The sequence below is a fragment of the Bradyrhizobium sp. CCBAU 051011 genome (genome assembly GCF_009930815.1).
In the GTDB taxonomy this organism is placed as follows: domain Bacteria; phylum Pseudomonadota; class Alphaproteobacteria; order Rhizobiales; family Xanthobacteraceae; genus Bradyrhizobium.
Map to the genome: position 1 here is coordinate 5,502,200 of NZ_CP022222.1, position 19,981 is coordinate 5,522,180.

Annotated in this window: 21 protein-coding genes and 3 pseudogenes; 11 read left to right on the plus strand and 13 right to left on the minus strand. The window is 58.0% G+C overall.

The window, feature by feature from the left end:
- Positions 1 to 6: 6 nt before the first annotated feature.
- From ACH79_RS25735 to ACH79_RS45185, 3 genes are all read right to left on the minus strand, one after another.
- Complete coding sequence (locus tag ACH79_RS25735) at positions 7 to 1,236, minus strand: APC family permease (protein ID WP_161853469.1); 1,230 nt, start codon at positions 1,234 to 1,236, stop codon at positions 7 to 9.
- A 137-nt stretch (positions 1,237 to 1,373) separates the two neighbouring features.
- Positions 1,374 to 1,601 (minus strand): hypothetical protein, encoded by a 228-nt coding sequence (locus ACH79_RS25740; RefSeq protein ID WP_161853470.1) that lies wholly within the window; start codon positions 1,599 to 1,601, stop codon positions 1,374 to 1,376.
- Positions 1,602 to 1,900: 299 nt separating this feature from the next.
- A complete protein-coding gene (locus ACH79_RS45185) occupies positions 1,901 to 2,359 on the minus strand; it encodes a cytochrome c (RefSeq protein WP_371419278.1) in 459 nt (152 codons plus the stop codon).
- A 50-nt stretch (positions 2,360 to 2,409) separates the two neighbouring features.
- Between ACH79_RS45185 and ACH79_RS25750 the strand changes: the two genes are divergently transcribed.
- The 5 genes and pseudogenes from ACH79_RS25750 (at position 2,410) to ACH79_RS45200 (ending at position 5,567) form a co-directional block, all read left to right on the plus strand.
- The gene (locus ACH79_RS25750) at positions 2,410 to 3,183 is read left to right on the plus strand and encodes a CBS domain-containing protein (RefSeq protein ID WP_161853471.1); all 774 of its coding nucleotides are present in this window, start codon (positions 2,410 to 2,412) and stop codon (positions 3,181 to 3,183) included.
- Positions 3,180 to 3,833 (plus strand): BON domain-containing protein, encoded by a 654-nt coding sequence (locus ACH79_RS25755; protein WP_161853472.1) that lies wholly within the window; start codon positions 3,180 to 3,182, stop codon positions 3,831 to 3,833. The genes ACH79_RS25750 and ACH79_RS25755 overlap by 4 nt, the downstream gene beginning before the upstream one ends.
- 359 nt (positions 3,834 to 4,192) lie before the next feature.
- A pseudogene (locus tag ACH79_RS45190) lies at positions 4,193 to 4,625 on the plus strand (CYTH domain-containing protein).
- Positions 4,626 to 4,648: 23 nt separating this feature from the next.
- Positions 4,649 to 4,891: a CHAD domain-containing protein gene (locus ACH79_RS45195; protein ID WP_161853475.1), complete on the plus strand. Its 243-nt coding sequence runs from the start codon at positions 4,649 to 4,651 to the stop codon at positions 4,889 to 4,891.
- 76 nt (positions 4,892 to 4,967) lie between these two features.
- Complete coding sequence (locus tag ACH79_RS45200) at positions 4,968 to 5,567, plus strand: CHAD domain-containing protein (RefSeq protein ID WP_161856561.1); 600 nt, start codon at positions 4,968 to 4,970, stop codon at positions 5,565 to 5,567.
- Here ACH79_RS45200 and ACH79_RS25780 read toward each other — a convergent pair.
- From ACH79_RS25780 to ACH79_RS25805, 6 genes and pseudogenes are all read right to left on the minus strand, one after another.
- Positions 5,485 to 7,260 (minus strand): alpha/beta hydrolase, encoded by a 1,776-nt coding sequence (locus ACH79_RS25780; RefSeq protein ID WP_161853476.1) that lies wholly within the window; start codon positions 7,258 to 7,260, stop codon positions 5,485 to 5,487. The genes ACH79_RS45200 and ACH79_RS25780 overlap by 83 nt on opposite strands.
- Positions 7,257 to 7,750: pseudogene (locus ACH79_RS25785) on the minus strand (NUDIX domain-containing protein). The gene ACH79_RS25780 and the pseudogene ACH79_RS25785 overlap by 4 nt, the downstream one beginning before the upstream one ends.
- A gap of 22 nt (positions 7,751 to 7,772) precedes the next feature.
- On the minus strand, positions 7,773 to 10,181 hold the full coding sequence (gene lon / locus ACH79_RS25790) for an endopeptidase La (RefSeq protein WP_161853477.1): 2,409 nt from the start codon (positions 10,179 to 10,181) through the stop codon (positions 7,773 to 7,775).
- Positions 10,182 to 10,191: 10 nt separating this feature from the next.
- Positions 10,192 to 10,599, minus strand: a complete 408-nt coding sequence (locus tag ACH79_RS25795) for an Hsp20/alpha crystallin family protein (protein ID WP_161853478.1) — start codon at positions 10,597 to 10,599, stop codon at positions 10,192 to 10,194.
- A 134-nt stretch (positions 10,600 to 10,733) separates the two neighbouring features.
- Entirely contained in the window at positions 10,734 to 11,333 is a 600-nt protein-coding gene (locus ACH79_RS25800) for a hypothetical protein (protein WP_246738118.1), read from the minus strand.
- Positions 11,334 to 11,436: 103 nt separating this feature from the next.
- Positions 11,437 to 11,658, minus strand: coding sequence for a ChaB family protein (locus tag ACH79_RS25805; protein ID WP_161853479.1), 222 nt, complete (start codon positions 11,656 to 11,658; stop codon positions 11,437 to 11,439).
- Between the two features lie 140 nt (positions 11,659 to 11,798).
- On the opposite strand from ACH79_RS25805, the gene ftsH reads away from it, so the two are divergent.
- Positions 11,799 to 13,643 carry an ATP-dependent zinc metalloprotease FtsH gene (gene ftsH, locus ACH79_RS25810; protein WP_161853480.1) on the plus strand — a complete coding sequence of 615 codons (1,845 nt, stop codon included), beginning with the start codon at positions 11,799 to 11,801 and terminating at the stop codon, positions 13,641 to 13,643.
- Positions 13,644 to 13,660: 17 nt separating this feature from the next.
- Here ftsH and ACH79_RS25815 read toward each other — a convergent pair whose 3' ends face one another.
- The 3 genes and pseudogenes from ACH79_RS25815 to ACH79_RS44205 all read right to left on the minus strand — a co-directional run.
- Entirely contained in the window at positions 13,661 to 14,347 is a 687-nt protein-coding gene (locus ACH79_RS25815) for a CBS domain-containing protein (RefSeq protein ID WP_161853481.1), read from the minus strand.
- Between the two features lie 105 nt (positions 14,348 to 14,452).
- Positions 14,453 to 15,073, minus strand: a complete 621-nt coding sequence (locus ACH79_RS44200; protein ID WP_246738119.1) for a nitroreductase family protein — start codon at positions 15,071 to 15,073, stop codon at positions 14,453 to 14,455.
- 4 nt (positions 15,074 to 15,077) lie between these two features.
- A pseudogene (locus ACH79_RS44205) lies at positions 15,078 to 15,254 on the minus strand (nitroreductase family protein); the annotation flags it as partial.
- A gap of 522 nt (positions 15,255 to 15,776) precedes the next feature.
- Here ACH79_RS44205 and ACH79_RS25830 point away from each other — a divergent pair.
- The 5 genes from ACH79_RS25830 (at position 15,777) to ACH79_RS25845 (ending at position 18,217) form a co-directional block, all read left to right on the plus strand.
- Positions 15,777 to 16,226, plus strand: coding sequence for a host attachment protein (locus tag ACH79_RS25830; RefSeq protein ID WP_161856562.1), 450 nt, complete (start codon positions 15,777 to 15,779; stop codon positions 16,224 to 16,226).
- Between the two features lie 114 nt (positions 16,227 to 16,340).
- Positions 16,341 to 16,583: a hypothetical protein gene (locus ACH79_RS44210; RefSeq protein ID WP_246738120.1), complete on the plus strand. Its 243-nt coding sequence runs from the start codon at positions 16,341 to 16,343 to the stop codon at positions 16,581 to 16,583.
- 46 nt (positions 16,584 to 16,629) lie between these two features.
- Complete coding sequence (locus ACH79_RS44215; protein WP_246738121.1) at positions 16,630 to 17,070, plus strand: universal stress protein; 441 nt, start codon at positions 16,630 to 16,632, stop codon at positions 17,068 to 17,070.
- A gap of 103 nt (positions 17,071 to 17,173) precedes the next feature.
- Positions 17,174 to 17,383, plus strand: coding sequence for a hypothetical protein (locus tag ACH79_RS25840; RefSeq protein ID WP_161853483.1), 210 nt, complete (start codon positions 17,174 to 17,176; stop codon positions 17,381 to 17,383).
- Between the two features lie 183 nt (positions 17,384 to 17,566).
- On the plus strand, positions 17,567 to 18,217 hold the full coding sequence (locus ACH79_RS25845) for a PAS domain-containing protein (RefSeq protein WP_161853484.1): 651 nt from the start codon (positions 17,567 to 17,569) through the stop codon (positions 18,215 to 18,217).
- Between the two features lie 133 nt (positions 18,218 to 18,350).
- On the opposite strand, the gene groL is transcribed toward ACH79_RS25845, so the two are convergent.
- Positions 18,351 to 19,973, minus strand: coding sequence for a chaperonin GroEL (gene groL, locus ACH79_RS25850; RefSeq protein WP_161853485.1), 1,623 nt, complete (start codon positions 19,971 to 19,973; stop codon positions 18,351 to 18,353).
- Between the last annotated feature and the right edge of the window lie 8 nt (positions 19,974 to 19,981).

Sequence of the window (19,981 nt, forward strand, 5' to 3'; positions counted from 1 at the left end):
GCGTACCTACTTCAAAAAGGCGAACGCCATCATGGCAATGCAGGTCGCAAATCCGGCCGCCGGGACGAGAACGGGGATGGTTACATGTTGCGTTTTGGACCGCACACCGCGATAGCGAAGCCGGAGCAATGATAGATTGACAAGCGCAAAGACTACAAGGGTTGCCAGAGAAGTACCTTCTGCAAGCGATGCCAGTGGTACGAACAGCGCAAGGGGGACGACCATCGCTACAATCAGCACTGTCGCGACCAAGGGAGCTCCAGTTCGCGGGCTCACCTGCGCGAGGACGGCAGGCAACTGGCGCTCCCGCGCGACGCCGTAGATAACCCGCGCCGCCATCGTCATCTGCGCAAGTATCGTGTTCAGCGTTGCGACAATGGCGATAGCGCTGATCGTCGCGGGGCCGCCCCCGGCGACTTCACGAAAGACCAGACTCAGCGGTGCCGACGAGGACGATAGGCGGTCAATCGGCACGGCGGTCACCGCGACAGCGGCGACGACTACATACAGAGCTGTCGAGATGAGCAACGTCAGTATCATGGCACGCGGGATGTCGCGGTGCGGAACCTTCGCTTCCTCGACAACATTCGCAAGGTCCTCGAAGCCGATAAAAGCAAAAAATGCGAGCAGACTACCGAAGGCGATTCCTGACAGCCCGGTTGCATTCAATGGTGGTGTGTGTGCAGTCGTTGCGACAACGGGAAGGTCTGTGTAAACGGCAGCGACGACAACGATAACAAGACCACCGACCTCGATCAGCGTAAAGATACTCGCCAGGACAACGGATTCCAGAATTCCCCAGCATGCCACGCCTCCAAGAACCGCCAGAACCGCGATCGCGATTGCAGATTTGGGAAGGCTGACGAATTGCTGGATATAACCGGCGGATCCAAGCGTTACGGCTGCCGAGGAAATCACCCCGGTAGCAACGGTCAGCAGACCGACGGTCGTCGAGAATCCACGCGATCGAAAGGCTGCCCTGACGTAAGCCGCTTCGCCGGCGCTGACCGGAAAGCGTGTTGATAAATCCGCGTAGGAGGCAACGGTCAGACCCATCACCACCGCCGCAAGGACGAATGACCATGGAGCATAAATACCTGCATGGCCGGCAACCGCACCGATCAGTACATAGATGCCTGCGCCGAGCGTGATTCCTGTCCCGTATAAAACAAGTAGAGGCAATCCAAGACGGCGGCGCAAGGGCACAAAGGCTTCAGTCGCTCGCTCGCTCATCATTTGAAGCCTCAGGCCGCGATAGCTTGGCGCTTGCGCCGGTCCGACCGCTGAGCGATTGGTATCCGGTGTCCTCTCTTGAGATCATGATTGCGCGGATCGTTCTCGCTTTCTCAAAGAGACTGCTTGGGTCCGGAATATCAGGTCGGTTCCTGAACGTCGGGGTAGACGCGCTCTCGATGTACCTCCGCACCCGACTCGTTGATGACAACTATAGAAAGCATGGGGTCTTTGCGAGGCTGCTCGTTGCTTAACCGCCGTGCAAGCTCTTTGCTATGCTCGATTGCATCCGCGACCTCAGGAAACTCCAGTCCAGCTCTATCCCTGATCGGGATGCCGTCTTTCCTGTCAAAGTAAAATGTTGGCATGAATGGTTCCTGTATAATCGTCACGGTTTGAGCGGATGCTCTTGAAGCCGATGAGGCCTCATGAACATCCGCGAATCTGACGTCCAGAGAAGCGTGCTCAGTATCGTTTGGCCGCGGGCCTCCTTTACGCTTGCGTCCAATAGATCACTGCGAAGGCACCGACCATGCGATAGATCAAATATCCCCTTGCGTTGTTGGTCTCTCGTTCCCGACAATCGTGTGAGCAAGTCCAGCCACGCGGGCACCTGGACACGGCAGATGGGCAATCTGGGCGAGAGATCAAAAACTAGCGCGACGCCTTATTCGAGTGACTTCAGAAAGCTGATGAAATCACCGACCTGACCGGGATCCAGCCGAAACTCCGGCATCCTTGGGTGGCCTGTCGACAACCCTTCGCCGAGTGCGTCCTCCAGCGTTTCGACCGGATATCGCTTGTGAAGAGTTCGAAATGGGAGCGCGGCGACGCGAGGGCTTCGGGTCGTTCTGTCGATCGAATGACAACGCGAACAATTGGCTTGCGCAAAGGCCCTTCCGCGCCGGACACTTTCTATGTCGGCAAGTGCGGGAAAGCTCATGGCGATGCTTGAAACAATAAATATTGAAAGAACATTTGGCGTAAATGCCTGTCGCTGCGTGCTCATCTGAATGGTTCTTTCAACCTGCCAAGCAACTATCATCCATTCGTTCCGGTCTCGTTTGATGCAGATCAAGCGCGATAATTCTGCTCCAAGCCGGCGGTCGCGCTTGATCTGCGTCAATGGTAAGGCGCTCAATGTGGATAGCCTTGATCCAAAATTGGAGGCTGTGAATGCGCGCGCATCAAATCATGACCCGCAAGGTCATCACGGTGAAAGCCGATACCTCAATACGGGACGCTGCAAATCTAATGCTGCAAAACCATATCAGCGGACTCCCTGTGGTCGACGAGGCTGGCCGGTTGATCGGTATTGTCTCGGAAGGAGACTTTCTTTGCCGCAGCGAGATCGGCACGCAAACACCGCGCATCCGATGGCTCGACTTTCTCATGGGTTCCGGGAAATCGGCCGTCGATTTCGTGCGTGAGCACGGTCGCAAGGTTAGCGAGATTATGACGCAAGACGATCTCTACACCGTGACAGAGGACACGCCACTGGAGGATCTCGTCCGGTTGATGGAGCGAAAGAATGTCAAGCGTGTGCCTGTTGTGCGCGAAACCGCTTTGGTTGGAATTGTGACGCGGGCTGACCTGCTCCGGGCCGTCGCAAGCCTTGCTCGAGACATTCCGGATCCGACTGCCGATGACGACCACATCCGCGGTCGCGTGATCGCATCCATTGAGAAGAACGAATGGCAGCCGGCGCAGCTTGGTGTCACGGTGCGAGACGGGATCGTCCATTTGAGCGGTATGATCATGGATGAGCGCTTTCGGCGGGCGACCATCGTTGCCGCTGAGAATGTCGACGGGGTCAAGTTGGTCCACGATCACCTCTACCTGTTCGACGCGATGTCCGGGCTTTCGTTCCGGTCGCCAGAAGATGAGGACTGGGGCAAAGACCGGTTAATGCAGTGGCGTTTCGGGTGTACGAGGGGGATTCAAGCATGAGTGAGACCTTCTTGCGTCAAATCATCCTCGAGGAACTGGAGTATGAACCCAGCCTCGATGCCACTCATATCGGGGTTGCCGTAGAGAAGGGGGTCGTCACATTGACCGGCCATGTCGCAAGCTTCGCACAGAAGCAGGCGGCGATCGCCGCTGTGCGACGAATTCATGGCGTTCGAGCGATCGCCGACGAGATGGAGGTGCGCTATCCTTTCGAGCAGAAAATTGACGATGAGGAAATCGCCAAACGGGCTGTCGATGTCTTGGGCTGGAATAGCGTCGTGCCCGATCGAGCGATCCAGGTCCTCGTCCGAAATGGCTGGGTGACATTAACAGGCGACGTCGATTGGCACTTTCAGAAGCAATCCGCCGAAGATGCCATTCGAAAGCTCTCGGGCGTCCGTGGCATTATAAACCGTGTTGCGATCAAACCTCGAGTGCAAGCGACAGACATTAAGAAGAAGATTGAGGACGCGCTGCGGCGGCGCCTTGAGTCAGAAGTAAGAGGGATACGCCTTACTGTCGAGGACGGCGGCGAGGTTACTCTTGAAGGCGTTGTGGACAATTGGAATGAACACCAGGCTATCGAGACTGCCGCATGGTCAGCGCCAGGAGTGATAGCCGTCCACAATCGGTTGTCTGTGGGCGCATAGCAACCGATCCAGGGTAAACCACGGAGCGCGCGAAGTTGTGCGACCTAATCCTGAGTGACATATCTACGATGCTAAAACACTCAAGAGCGTCCGAGCCATCAATTGCCACTGTGATCGTCAACAGGGCACCATGCGAGCAAATGCGTCTGTTGTCAGCGTGAAGGCGGGGCAGTCATTCAGCCTTCGCCCGGGAGACGGGCGTCGAGCGCGACGCCTCAGCGGGCGGCGCTGGAAGTAGAGCTGAAGCTCGATGCTGCCGCGGAACATCTCGACATTCTGAAGAAGCACCCTCTTTTTCGCAAGAGTAGATCGAGCTGAAAAGACGAGGTATTTCGATCTATTTAGACACCAAGGACCGCGTGTTTCGCCGACATGGTCTATCGTTTCGGCTTCGGCGTAAGGGTGAGAAGGTTCTTCAGACCATCAAAGGACCTTATCGCGGAGTTCTCGATCGCAGCGAGCGAGAAACTCCGTTCACTGGCGATGGTGACGATCATCCTGGTGCAGTCGAGGTGTTTATGCGCCACCTTGATGGAAATTTGCCGACATCGCTAAGGCCCGTCTTCAAGACGAGAATTGAACGTGAAACCTACCCGATCGGAGGCATTTGAGGTTTGCCTGGACAAAGGTGAGATAATCGCCGGCCGGCGCTCCACTCCGATCGCCGAGATCGAGTTGGAGCTGAAAAGCGGCGACCGGGGACAGTTGTTCGCTCTTGCGAGACAGATTTCTGCGATTGTACCGGCTGAAATCTCCTTTAAGTCCAAATCGGAGCGGGTTACGACTTCGTAGATGGAATCAAGGACCGATGTACCATGGCGCGGTATCCGGTTTTACCGCGATTTCCCAGCACGGCCGAGGCTTTTCAAATTATCTGTGGCGAATGCCTGCATCAACTGATTGCGAACCGGGCCGGAGTGAGGGCCCACATAGCAGAAGCGCTTCACCAGGCACGAGTCGCGCTAAGGCATTTGGATGCCGCCGTAAAGCTCTTCAGAAAGATCCAGAGCGAGAAGGCAACGAAGGTCGCTGGCGAGCATGGATTGGCGATGAACTAGCAAGGGCGCGCTAGCTGGACGTGTTCATGACTGATTTCCTTGTGCCGCTCAGGAGCAAACAACCGACCAACTTGCGCTGACGAAGGTTTACCGTGCCTGCGTCCAGTTACGCGAAGAAGCGTATGAAAAGGCTAATGCCGCGCTATCCTCGCAACGATTCCGTACGTTCCTTATTGATGTCTCAGAGTGGATCGAAACCGGGAACGAAGAGCGAAAGGCGAGATCGCGAAAGGGTGAGCCATCGGCAAAGGACATTGCATCCAAGACGCTATCCAAAACGTCGCGCGAGATGATGGCCATAAGACAAATTGACAAGCTCGATCTGCGTTGTCTTCATAAGCTGCGTCTGCGTGCAAAGCGCATGCGCTATACCATTGAATTTACCAGAGGCCTGTGCGAGGTAAATCCCAATCGCGTCGAAGGAATGCTTAAGCAACTCGGGAAGCTACAGGCGGTCCTCGGGCAGTTGACTGATAGCGAGGACGATATTGAGCCGAATTGCTGGGGAGGCAGAAGCCGACCCCGAGAGTGTCCGAAGGATCACGTTCTGGATCTGAGGGCGTCTGCCGATTGCCGCGCCGGTATCGTGCTATTCAGGCCTGAAAAACATATGACCCAGGTGCCGGACCATAAGAGGGTAAGCCGCCAGCGGCGTTTGACAGGTATGATGGAGTAACTCTCACAGACGAAGAGTGGGCATCAAGCCAACGGAGCCATTCCGGCCACCATGATCCCTGTTTTTGCGAGGCTGAAGCAAGCCACGTATCGGGATCGACATATTTGTCGGAAGCGTCAGAAGTGCTGATGCGATAGTACGCGCCGGACTTTCCCGGCGGGCTCACGACGGAGCTGTTATGGCCTCCGCCCGTGAGAATGAACTCGGTGTCCGCGGAGCTATAAAGCTCCACCTTGTAGACCGACCGCCAGGGCGCGATGTGATCCCTTTCAGCTCCAAGCGCAAATAAGGGCGTCTTGATATCCTTCAGCGCCACGGCGCGGCCATCCACGAGATAGTTGCCGTGAGCGAAGCTGTTATCGAGGAACAGCTGGCGCAGATACTCGCTGTGCATTCGCGCCGGCATGCGCGTCGCATCGGCTAGCCAGGCATCGAGGTCGGTTGGGGTACGAGGCTGGCCGAGAAGGTAGCGCTCAATAAATTGAGAGAAGATCATCTCATTGGCGCGAAGGACGGAGAATGCGCCGGCCATTTGCCGTGTATCGAGAAAACCCTGGACGTGCATTATGTCCTCGAGCAAGGCGAGCTGGCTTTCGTCGATGAACAGCATCAGCTCGCCGGCTTCTTCGAAATCGGTCTGGGCTGCGAGCAGACTAAGACTTGCAAGCCTGTCATCGCGGTCTCGATCCATGGCCGCCGCGGCGATAGCCAAAATGGTACCACCCAGACAGTATCCCACGGCGTGCAGCTTCCTGCCGGGGACGATCTCGCCGATCGTGTCCATGGCAGTCATGACCCCCCTGCTTCGGTAGTCATCGAATGATGTGTCTCTAAGTTCTGCGCCGGGGTTCTTCCATGATATCATGAACACCGTGAAGCCCTGGTCGACCAGATAACGAACGAGGGAATCTGCCGGGCGGAGATCGAGAACATAGTACTTCATGATCCAGGCCGGGACGATGAGCAACGGTTCTTCGTGCACTTGCGGTGTCGTCGGAGCATATTGGATTAGCTCCATCAGTTCGTTTCGAAACACCACCTTGCCTTCGGTCAGCGCAATGTTCTCGCCGATCTTGAACTCTTCCAGTCCTTTCAATTGTTTTCCCCGGGCGAGCCGAGCAATATCCTCAGCCAGGAGCGACGCTCCGGCAGCAAAATTCGCGCCGGCTGTCCGCCAGGCGGCATCCAGAACTGCCGGGTTGGTCCAGGCGAAATTGACGGGCGCGAGCGCGTTCAGCATGAAACTGCCGAGGAAGTCGATGCGTTTGGCGTGATGGCGCCCCATGCCGGGGATATCGCGAGTGGCGGCGCGCCACTGCGCTTCAGCCGCCAGCTGAGCCTGAGCCAGAATATTGAATGGCGGACGCTTCCAACTGGGGTCACGGAAGCGGCGATCATCAGAATTTGGTCCAAGGCCGTCGCCCTGGGCTTCACCTGTCAGAAGCGCGCGATAGAGAGACAACACCGCGCCCGAAGCAAGTTCACAAAGCTCAATCTGCTTGCCGCTTGAGAGCATCAGATGGAAAGCCCAATCCTCCCAGGCTTGCAAGGCGGCCCAGGGCGACTGCCCGCCGAAAAGTATTCCAAAGCGGCCGCGACGTCTGCGATCGAACTCGCGGAGAAGCGACGTGGAGCGACCGGGGAGAACGGTTCCGGCGTCAGAGCGCGTCGCCGGCGCTTGGTCGGGAGTCATATTGGTGCTTTCTGACCATGCGGTCGGGATGCGCTCTTCCAGAGCATTTCGAGACGATCGAGAAATGGGCGCTGGCTTGCAAGAATCTTCGCCCGCGCAAGGGGAAGACTGAACCACGTAGCGCGGTCGATTTCGGGAAAATAAGTGGTCCGGCCGCTTCGGAGAGGCCATTCAATCGCGACGTCGTTGCTGTGAATGTTACTGATGTCAAGATCGCCTTCCAATGCATAGCCTTGAACAATCTTGCCGGCACGCTGGCGCACCTCGCCAAGCGGCTGCAGTGGCCCGGGACCTTTTACGCCGAGTTCTTCTTCGAATTCGCGTCGAGCTGCGACTTCGGGTCCTCTCCGTCGTTCAGTTCTCCCTTCGGCATGGACCAGGCGCCCAAATCACGTTGGCGCCAGAAAGGCCCACCCGGATGGACGAGGAGAACCTCGATCCCGTCGCCCGTGCGGCGGTACATCAGGATGCCAGCGCTGTTGATCGGCATGGTGTGAAATCCAATCACCTCATCATTCCGCAGCGGCGGTGGCGGTGGTAGCCTGTGTCTCAAGTACCGCCGCCGAGATCGCATCATCAACCCGCTCGAGCCACACGAACTCCAGCCTGTCGCGGGCACCGACGGGAATTTCGTCGAAGTCGCGACGGTTCCTTGCCGGCAGCATGACGCGGGTCAGTCCAGCGGCAGCGGCGGCGACGACCTTTTCCTTGATGCCGCCGACGGGCAGCACCAGGCCCCGCAGCGAAATCTCGCCGGTCATGGCAGTGTCGCTCCTCACGGTGCGATCCGTGAGCAGGGAGGCGAGGGCGGTGAACATCGCGACACCCGCGCTCGGTCCGTCCTTCGGCGTAGCGCCTGCCGGGACATGGACGTGGATGTCACTTTTCTCGAACACCGACGGATCGATACCGAGTTGTGCGGCGCGGCTCTTCACCAGGGTCAGGGCGGCCTGCGCGCTCTCGCGCATCACTTCGCCAAGTTGGCCGGTCAGGATCAGCGTTCCCTTTCCGGGCGTGCGCGTGGCTTCGATGAAGAGAATATCGCCGCCGACCGGCGTCCAGGCGAGGCCCGTTGCCACCCCAGGAACACTGGTGCGCATGGCGATCTCGTTTTCGAAGCGGGGTTGGCCAAGGACAGACCCTATGTCCTTCGTCGTGAGAACAACGCGACTTGTACTGCCTTCAGCGATCTGAACCGCCACGTTGCGGAATAGCTTGCCAATCTCTCGCTCCAGATTCCGCACGCCAGCTTCGCGGGTATACCCCCTGATGATGAGCTTGAGCGCATCAGCATCAATCTCAACCTGCGCGGCCTTCAGGCCGTTGGCCTCGAGCTGACGGCGGACCAGATAGCGCCGGGCGATCTCCGACTTCTCATCCTCGGTGTAGCCGGCGAGACTGATAATCTCCATCCGGTCCAGCAACGGACCCGGGACCGTGTCGAGCATGTTGGCGGTGGCCACGAACACGACCCGTGAGAGGTCGAATGGCACCCCAAGGTAGTTGTCGCGGAAGGTCCCGTTCTGCTCGGGATCGAGCACCTCGAGCATCGCAGCCGATGGATCGCCCTGAATTCCGCGCCCCATCTTGTCGATCTCGTCGAGCATCATCACGCAGTTGCGCGCGCCCGCTTTCTTGATTGCCTGAATAATGTTGCCGGGCAGCGCGCCGATGTAGGTGCGCCGGTGGCCACGGATTTCCGCTTCGTCATGTACGCCACCCAGGCTAACCCGAACGAATGGTCGTCCCATTGAGCGGGCAATGGATTGGCCCAACGAAGTCTTGCCAACCCCGGGCGGACCGACGAAACAAAGAATGGGCGCCTTGCCTTGTGGCGCAAGCTTTCGGACTGCCAGATATTCAATGATGCGGCTCTTGATCTTCTCCAGACCATAGTGATCCTCGTCAAGGATTCGCCTGGCCTCAGAAATGTCGATCGATTTCTCCTCCGGCAAGCTCCAGGGCAGTTCAATCAGCCAATCGAGATAGCTTCGGACCATGCCAGCCTCGGCGGCCGCCTCTGGCATGCGCTCATAGCGACGAACTTCCTTTCGCGCCTGGCTTTCCGCTTCGGCCGGCATCCCGGCCTTGGCGATGGCCTCGTTCAGCTCCGCAACCTCCTGTGCCTTGCCGTCCCCCTCTCCAAGCTGGCGCTGAATGGTCGCCATCTGCTCCCGAAGAATCGCTTCCCGCTGACGCTCATCAAAAGTTGCCTTTGTCTGCTGTCCAATCTCATGGCTGAGCCGAAGCACTTCGATGCGCTCGGCCAGATGGCGCGAAACTTTGTCCATACGGAGCACGAGATCGACGGTCTCAAGGATTTCCTGTTTCTCCTGAGGTTTAATGTCCATGTAGGACGTTGTAAGGTCGGCTAGGTTCGAGGGTGAGGTGGTGCCTTGCAGCACAGCGATCAGTTCCTGGGGAGCTTGTGGAAGCAGCTCTGCAGCCTCAATGGCCTGCCGCTGCAAGTTCAAAAAGCGAGCTTCAATTTCCGGAGAAGTCGCTGTCGGCTCCGGAATGTGAAGAACGCGGGCCGCTAGAAACGGAGTGCCCGGAAGATAGTCGAGCACCCGCATGCGCTGCACTCCCTGACACACGAGGTGATGACTCTCATCAGGCCCGGTGATGTAGCGCACGATATTGGCGACAGTGCCGATGCGGTATAAATCGTCGGGTCCGGGTTCACTCAACTCGCCATCACGCTGAAGCAAGATGCCGATCTGCCGCTGCTCGCGGACGGCCTGTTGTGCCGCAGCGATCGACTTCGCCCGCCCTATGGTGATCGGGATGACGACGCCCGGAAACAAAACCGTATTACGTACCGGCACAATGATGAGGGCGTCGTTCGGAATCTGAACCGGTGAATCAGATGACGAGGCAGAGGCTGGCCCCTGGGCGGGCGTTTCACTGTCCGGTGACATGGCCGTCTCCTCAGTTGGATTTGGCAAGCCGCAATCCGACGCAACCGTTTGTGGCGAAGCGGCTTATGGCGTACCGGCCGGACGGTAGAGCAATGCGACGCTCGAAACGGCCTTGCGGCAGTTCGAGGCGGAGAATGCGCGCGTCGCGGAGTTCGGTGGGCAACGTCCGGCGTCCGCTCACTACAAGGATTCCATTTTCGAGTTTGGCTTCGACCTCATTGGGATCGACGCCCGGCAAGGCGATGAAGATGAGTATCTCCCGATCGGTCTCCAGAACGTCGATGGGCGGCTCCCAGCTCGGCTCACGCGTTCCGGCCAGCGGCTTCAGATTCAAGAATTGCTGGTGCAACCGCTCGGCACGGGCGATCGTTTCGATGGCGTCGGAAAGCATCCAGTTGATGGAATCCTTCGGCGGCATTTCGCTTCTCCGTCCCAGCGTTCGGGCATGAAGTCACCCATGTTCTTTAGCCCAGCTCCCGTTCCTGGGCCGAGGTCAAAGCTGATTGTTCACGCTTGCGACGATTGGTAACGCATATGGAATAGACATTGTTCTCACAAGCCGGCGACTGGTTCGGTGCCGTTCATGCCCTGATTTGGCGAACTGGCTTCCCCCGTCGGGCTGGGCGCGCCGGAGGTTTCTTCGCCCAAAAGGGGGGCCGGTTCTGCCGTGAGTTGCTGGCCTGCGATGACTTTTCGCCAAAGCTTAAGAATATTCTGCTGGGTTATCCGCGTTATGAAACAATGTCCTTCGCGGTCAAAGCCGCAGAACGTCGCCTCCGCATCGTCGCCCACCCGACTAAACGCCTGACTAATCACATCGAGGCAGGCAATGACTTGACCTACGTTTTGGAGCCGAGCGTGGTGAGCGATATCGAGCAACCGGAACGCCTCGACATCGGGCTGGCCAAAGACAGCGCCCTGGCGACCGAATTCAAAAAATACGTTCACGGCGGGTAACACGCCCTGAATCTGTGAGAGAATTGCCGCGACGTCCTGTTCGCTGCAGGCCGCCAGATGCTCGCCGTGGCTCTTGCTGCCGTTTTCAGGCGCGGCTTGCGGACCCACGGACATCATCACTTCCCGCTCGATCCAGCGGCGAACATCCGCAGGTGCATTGCGAATTTGCTCCGAACTCAACGTAATGCCGATCATGGCCTCGCCTCCTTGATGATCCCCTTAGTGGCATCGTTCCCCAAAGCCGATATTGATCGGGATCAATCGCAACTTCGCTGACTGTGGGCCAGTACGATCTGCGTCAGCGACGCTGACGTGGAACCCAGCGGTCGCCAGATTTTTTGTATTTATGCTTCACGGCCGCCCAGGCGACACTATGGGCGATCCGTTCGCGCTGTTCGGGACCTCGCGCTTGGTACTCGGTCGAGGCGTTATTGAAGGCGGCTGCGTAGATTTCCTGGGCGTGCGTTGGCAGATGTGCCCGAACAGGGGCCGGGAGATCTTCAATCGATGGATATGGCAAGCGCTGTTCCTCCGCCTTCAGGACAGATGCCGAGAAACCATAGAGCTGACCGATGAAGCCAAATTGATCCAGAACAAGCCGCGATGTCTGAAGCCAGCTAGAGAGGTGGCAGCGTCGTTAAGGCGAATTCGGAAAATGACATGGCTCCCGATCACGCATCACGAAAACAAAAAATCGCAATTGCCATTATGGCCGCTGCTGCCCTCGTTTCGCTTGCGCTGCAATGGGTGTGGGTCTCCTACGCCGAGATCGACACAATTCCCTTCAGTCAGTTCGAACAACTGGTGGCTGCGGGCAGTGTTGCTGAGGTGGCCGTCAGTTCGGATACGATCCAGGGCAAGCTGAAGGACAAGCTGCCGAGCGGAAAATCGGCATTCATAACTGCCCGCGTCGATGCGGCGCTCGCCGAGAAATTGGAGGCGAAAGGCGTGATCGTGACAGGTGTGCCGTCGGGCGGGCTGCTTCAGAGCGTCCTGTTATGGATCATGCCCGCTCTGATGTTCTATCTGGGGTGGGTTTTCATTAGCCGCCGCCTTGGAGGTCAGCAAGGCTTCGGCGGATTGATGTCGATCGGCAAGTCGCGAGCCAAGGTCTATGTCGAAAAGGACACCAAAGTCACATTTGCCGACGTGGCCGGCGTCGATGAGGCAAAATTCGAACTGCAGGAGGTCGTATCCTTTCTCAAGGACCCCAAGAGTTACGGCCGGCTAGGAGCTCATGTTCCCAAAGGGATCCTGCTGGTAGGCCCGCCAGGCACTGGTAAAACCTTGCTCGCCCGAGCCGTCGCGGGCGAAGCCGGCGTCGCATTCTTTTCCATTTCCGGCTCGGAATTCGTTGAAATGTTCGTTGGAGTCGGCGCGGCACGGGTTCGCGACCTTTTCGAGCAGGCCCGCCAGGCGGCACCTTGCATCATTTTTGTCGACGAACTCGATGCGCTTGGACGCAGCCGAACTCCCGGCGCGTTCGGTGGCTATGACGAAAAGGAGCAGACTTTGAACCAGTTGCTCGCCGAGCTTGACGGCTTCGATCCCAGGGTCGGCGTGATATTGCTGGCGGCGACGAACCGGCCGGAAATTCTCGATCCCGCACTGCTACGCGCAGGCCGGTTCGATCGACAAGTGCTGGTGGATCGACCGGACAGGAATGGACGCGTTGCCATTCTCAAGGTGCACATTCGCAAAATCCGGGCCGGCAACGACGTCGATCTGGACAGGATTGCGGGTCTCACCACCGGCTTCACCGGCGCCGACATCGCCAATCTGATCAACGAGGCTGCCATCGCCGCAACCAGGCGGAAGGCCGAAAACGTCTGTTTCGATGATTTTACGATTGCCATCGAGCGGATCGTCGCCGGAATCGAAAAGAAAAGCAGGGTACTCAGCAAGGAGGAGCGCCGTAGGGTCGCCTTTCATGAGATGGGCCATGCGCTTGTCGCTGTAAGTCTGCCCGGCGTCGATCCCGTTCACAAAGTATCCATCATTCCCCGCGGCGTTGGTGCGCTCGGCTACACGATGCAGCGACCGACGGAAGATCGGTTTCTGCTTTCCGCCAGCGAGTTGAAAAGCCGGATAGCTGTATTGATGGGAGGCCGCGCCTCCGAACGGCTGATCTTCGACGGCGACGTGTCGACGGGGGCCGCCGACGATCTGCAGCGGGCGACGGAGATTGCAGTCGAGATGGTGACAAAATACGGTATGGATCCCGGGCTCGGGCAGCGAACCTACGCATCCCGGCCGCAGACCTTTTTGTCCGCGACGCAGGACATCGTGGTCAGCGCAGCGGAAGCGACAGGGCGTGAAATTGATCTTGCCGTGCGCCAGTTAGTCGAAGCCGGAGATGCCTGCGCCCAGCAGATTCTGGAGAAGCGGCGGGCAGATCTTGAGGCTGGGGTCGAGCTTCTGATCGCGCATGAATCCCTGACGGCTGAGCAATTCGCGCCCTTGCGCTCTTCAGGCGCCACCGGTAGCGGGCAGGCGGCAGCCTGAGGCACAATTACCTTGGGTCAGTAGACAAACGTTGAACTGACGGCGAGGTGGTCATTGACCAGCGTGACTCCCGGAATAGCCTCGGCAATCACGCGGATCGCTTGCCGTTCCTCGCCGGACTCAGCATAGCCCCAGAGATCGACAATTCCGTTGGTTACGGTCACGCTCAAATTATGGGTGTGCGCCCAGGAATGCTTTTTCAGTTCACCAAGCAATTGCTGTCGAATGGTCGCGTCGGGAAGGGTCACCTCGAGCTTTGGCCGGGCGCTGGCGACTGCCTGGATCAGGTTGGCGCGGCTAACGATTCCGACGAGATTGCCATCCTTGTTGACAATAGGAACGTGCTCGATCCGGCGTTCCTCGAGCAAGGTCGCGATTTCATGTAGGGGCGTTTCCGGGGCAGCCGTTACAACGTCGGATGTCATGACATCCTGAACCTTTGTGGCGTGCGATTTGACATAGTCTGCCGCGATCGTCGCGTTATCGGTCAGGAAATGCAGCCACCACGAATAGGGCCGTTCAGTTCCGGCTTCCGCGCGATGCATCAAATCGCTTTCAGTTACAATGCCGACCATATTGTCGGCATTGTCGACCACGGGAACCGCACTTATGCGCTCCTTGAGGAAGATGTGCGCTACTTCTCGAACGGTCGCATGTTCCCCGACGGTGATGACGGGTGAAACCATCACGTCGCGCGCTTGCATGACTAGAACTCCTCGTTGGTCTGACAGTATCTTGGGATTTGCGCATGATTCAGAATTGATCCTCCTCAAGCCGACGCACTCGCAGTGCGTCGAGGAGTGTAACGTTCAGTCCAGGGTAATGATCGCGAGGATCCATCGGAAGATCTCCCATCCCGCCGCGACCAACAACGTGCCAACGATCAAGAGCGTGCCGTACCAGGAAACGGTGATGGTTTTTCGCCGGCGTTGGCGTTTGGAAGTCGTCGCCTCCTTCGTCCGCTCTGGCGATGACGTTTCACGCGCTTTGGTCGCATGCAGAGGTTCTGGCGATGCTGTTGTCATGCGGTGTCTGATCCCGGAAAGGCCACAGTTCCTACGAAAGCCAATCAATCCTCGGAAGTTTCCTCGAAACGTGAGAGGAACGGACTTCGGATGTCCGACGATTATTGGGGTAAGCGGGATGTCGGTCTCGGGTAGCTTCAGGGCCGGTTTGCCTTCGCAGGTTCCGAGCCAACCTTGCGCAAACCCAATCCAGCACGTCCCGAGCCCAGCCGCGTGCGCCGCGAGCATCAGGTTCTCTGCTGCGAACGAAAAATCTGCGAGGGCCCAAGGACCTGCGGCTGCGGAGATCACGACCAGCCCGGGAGCGCCGTAGAAGATATCGAACTTCGGATCGTTCAGGATGTGCAGGAAGTGGTGCGAGGCCAGCGCCCTGAGAAGTTGTGAGCATATGGGCTTTGGCTTCATTCGAAATGTGCCCCAGCAACTCTCTGTCCTTGACGACCGTAAACAGCCATGGCTGCTGATTCACTGCGCTGGGAGCCTGGACCGCTGCGTCGATCAGCCCGCGCAATGCCCCTTCTTCCACCGGCTCCGTCGTGAACTCGCGCACGGCTCGCCGACCGTAGATTGCTTCTCTGACGTCCATTTCTGTTTCCAATCAAACTTGGCGACATTTGTAGTCGAGCCCGATATACTCGCATTGATCTCGATCAAGACTGCGGGGGCCGCGATGTGGATACCTTCAACTCCAATGGAGGATGGAATGAATATGCTTGGCAGGATTCGAATTGCGGCCGCTGCGATGATTATTGTCGTGTTGGCCGGGGGCGCTGTTTCGGCGGCTCCGCGGCTCCCGTCGCGCATCTCGGCAATCTCCGAGGCTGTCCCTGATGGGGTGCCAGTCCGCTGGCGTGGTCATCGCGGCGGAGGTGCGCTTGCTTACGGCACCGCGGTACTACGATGAGCCGTATCCCTAGTGCGGCTATTACGCTCCGCGATCGGCGGGCCGATCGGCTACGGCGCACCGGGCTGGGAGACCTATTGTTTCTCACGCTATCGTCTTTCGATCCTGTCAGCGGAACATATTTGGGGCGTGACGGTCGTAAGCAATATTGACGATAGTCGAGAATTCCAGCCTCGACGCGCGGCTTCTGAGGAGCGTACGAACATGGTAAAAATTCCGCATAACGCTTTGGTGTTTGTCGGCGACGGCCGGAAGGCTTTGTTTCTGCGAAATGAGGGCGACAACAAATTTCCGAATCTCAAAACTGAAAAGGTGTTTGAGGCGGAAAATCCACCGACCCACGAGCAGGGTAGCGATCGGCCAGGACGGGTCAGCGAGGCTGCCGTGGTCGGCCGCAGAAGCGCTGTCGAGCCGACCGATTGGCATGATATCGAGGAGCATCGTTTCGCCCAAATGGTGGCAGCCGCCATGGAGCAAATGGTCCGAACGAGCGAGACGAAGGCGCTCATCGTGGTAGCGCCGCCAAAGACATTGGCTGAATTGCGAAGCGCATTCCATCCCGACGTGAAGGCTTGCATTATCGCCGAGTTAAACAAGGACCTGACCAAGCACTCGATCGGAGAAATTGAAAAGCATCTTACCAGCGAGTCTTGAACCCTGGTGATGCGGCCGGCGGCCCCAAGCTCGCCGCACCAGAAGTTGATCTGGCTCAAGGTACCCGCGCCCGGACGTGGACGTAATGTGTGATCACCGAGGGTGGAGACTGCTATGTCCTATGCAACGCTGATGGTCTGGGTCAATGTCGATCACGTCTCGAAACAGCTGGTCAGCATCGCTTCCGGTCTAGCAGACAAGCTCGCGGCCAAGCTGCTCGGGTTATCGGCTCTTGCGATCATGCCGCCGTTTGTCGCCGATGGTGTCGTGATCGTCGACAACGCGACGGAGTTTGATATTGCCAAAATGAAGGCCAGTCTGGCGGAAGCTGACACAAGTTTCAGCCGCCGGAGCTGACCGCCAGATCGAATGGCGGTCAGCTCTTGAGTCTCCCACGCAGACGTTGATCGACGAGGCGCGACGTGCTGACTTGATCATGGTCGAGAAAGCAAGATCGGGCGATATCTATCGGACTGTCGACGTTGGCGCCGCCATCCTGGGAGCCGGCCGTCCTTTCCTGGTGGTACCTCCGGCAGTGAAATCCCTTGCCGCTGACCATGTCGTGATCGGATGGAAGAATACGCGGGAGGCCCGGCGAGGGGTTCAGGATGCGTTGCCGTTCCTTCATGAGGCCAAACGCGTGACCATCATGGAGATATGCGGGACGGACCAGATGGATACCGCGCGCCATCATGTTGATGACGTCGTTCGCTACCTGGCGCAGCACAGGATAAAGGCAGAACGTCGTGTCGAGATGCAGGCCCATGGGTCCGGTGCGGATCAGATCATTGGACTGGCCGAGGACGAAGGGGCGGATTTGCTCGTGACCGGGCTACGGCCATAGCCGGCTCAACGAGTGGGTCTTTGGTGGGATGACGCGTGATCTGCTAAGCTCGAGCCCGATCTGCTGCCTGATGTCCCATTGAGGAGACGAGTTAAGAGGGCGCATGAAGTACTCAGATCTAGGGAATGTCTCTGGAACAGCATCGCCTCCACGGAAAAGGCGTACGCCTCCTACTGAACAGACCGACGAAGCCTCGGGCCTGATGGGACGGGAACAGGTCGATGTCGAACGCGAGATCCCCACAGAACACAACGAAGAGATCGAGCAAGCCGAGCGCGGCGACCGGCCGGACCCACCGCTGTTCGAAGACTGAGATTCCAAGCCGTTGGCGGCAATAGGATTTCCTGGCCGACCTTGATCGTGATTTTATGATGATCGCCGGGGCGCGCCAAGGCCTTTAAATCCGGAAAAGGGTATGCCAAAGTAAGTTCCTGGAGCCGATCCTTGGCGTGGGGCGGCCCCCAGCCTCCCCAAGTTGCATCAAGGGAGAAGGCGGGTGAGTAAGTTCGTTTGCGAACAAAACATCGCTCATTTCCAGAAGCTTTTGAGCGAAACGACAGATGCGGGCCTCCAGCGCACGCTTCAAGCTTTGTTGTCCTCAGCAAAACGCGAATTTGCAATCTTGAATTCGACCTTATCCGGCGCGGAAATGTTGCCGTTTGAGGATCGTCGAAGATGGCTGATAGATGCACAAGCGGTCAGGCAGCAATTTCAATCCGAATTCGACAACTCACCGCATCCTTATATGCTCTTGGATCCGGGTCCCGGCTTGCATATCGTCGATATAAATGATGCCTACGCCGAAGCGACTTTTATTAACCGCAGCGACGTCGTCGGAAGGTCACTGTTCGAGGTATTCCCGGATAATCCTGATGACGTACTCGCCGACGGAGTAATCAACTTGTACACGTCGCTACGGACTGTGGTGCAGACTGGCCAACCACACGCTATGGCGATCCAACGCTATGATATACGAGACCGAAGCAACGAGTTTGTCGAGCGTCACTGGCAACCCATAAATACGCCGATACACGACCAGGATGGGCATCTAGTCTTCCTGTTGCACCATGTAGAAGACGTGACGGACCAAGTGCTGGCATTCTCATCTGGCAAACAGGATGGAAGCGGTCATCACCAGCAGCCTTGATACGACCTGCAGACGACCGGCGCGCTTAATTGCTGCGACTGTAGACGGGAACTCTTTCGTAGATACTTGATAGCCTTTCTTCCCTCGATCGATGTACCGATACTCCTTTGAGGCGACAGACAGCTGGCGCCAATCACATTGCCATCTCCGGCTCAGCCGGCCGTTCTCTCTTCGTCTCGGGAGTTTCCGTCATCGTCGCCTCGGTAAGCAGTAGCACGCTGGCGACTGAAACCGCATTCTCCAATGCGGTACGAACCACCTTGGCTGGATCGACGATGCCCGCCTCGACCAAGTCGACATACTCCTTGCGCGCGGCATCAAAGCCAAAATTGCCCTGGCTCGCGAGCATGCGCGCAACGACCACGCCGCCGTCAACTGCGGAGTTCTCGGCAATTTGGCGCGCCGGCGCCTCAAGTGCGCGCTTTAGGATCTGAACGCCAGTCTTCTCATCGCCTTCGCAGGAGGCTTCGTCACGCGCGACGGCCTCGATACACCTAAGCAATGCGAGACCGCCACCGGGTACAATACCTTCGGCTACCGCGGCCTTGGTGGAGCTGATAGCGTCATCCAGGGCCTCCTTCTTTGCCTTCATCTCCGCTTCGGCTGGAGCGCCGACGCGGATTACAGCAACGCCGCCGGACAGCTTGGCAAGCCGCTCTTCGAGTTTTTCGCGATCGTAGTCGCTGGTGGTCTTCTCCATTTCCCTTCGAATTTGCTGAATGCGGGCGTCGATCTGCACTCGATCGCCTCCGCTGCCGATCAACGTTGTATTTTCCTTGTCTGCGACGACGCGCGCGGCACGCCCCAGCTGTTGCAGCGTCACACTCTCGAGCTTCAATCCGATATCTGAGGAGATTACCTGTGCACCCGTCAATATTGCGATGTCTTCCAGGATTGCCTTGCGACGGTCTCCGAACCCGGGCGCTTTGACGGCGAGACCCTTGAGAACGCCGCGAAGCCGATTGACCACCAGGGTCGCAAGTGCTTCTCCCTCGATATCCTCGGCGATGATGAGCAACGGCCGGCCCGATTTGGCAACCTGCTCCAAGACAGGAATAAGGTCCGGCAAGGCTCCGATCTTGGTGTCGCAAAGCAGCACAAACGGGTCCTCAAGAACCGCTTCCATGCGCTCCGCGTCGGTGACGAAGTAGGGTGATATGAAGCCGCGGTCAAACTTCATGCCTTCGACGACATCCAGTGTGGTTTCTGTCGTCTTGGACTCTTCAACCGAAATCACGCCGTCGCCGCCGACCTTTTCGATGGCGTCGGCGACCAAGGCGCCGATCGCCGCGTCATTGTGAGCTGAAATAGTTGCGACCTGTGCCTTCTCCGCTTTGGTCTTTACCGGACGAGACATGGCATGCAGCGCTTCGGTCGCAACGCGCGCCGCCCGATCCAGTCCGCGCTTGAGATCGATGGCGCTGGCGCCGGCCACTACGTTGCGCACGCCGTCGGCGAGAATGGCGTGCGCAAGGATGGTCGAGGTACTGGTGCCATCGCCGACGACGTCGCCGGTTCTCTCGGCAGCCTGACGAAGCACTTGGGCGCCGAGGTTTTCTTCAGGATCCTTAAGATCGAATTCCTTGGCGATGGTAACCCCGTCATTACAGACGATGGGCGCGCCCCAGTTCTTTTGAATCAGGACTGATTTCGACTTCGGTCCCAACGTGACACGCACCGCGTCGGCTAGAAGGGTCGCACCCCGCAGAATCTTCTCGCGGGCTGCTGAATGAAATAGGATTTGCTTGTGTGCCATTTCGCAGT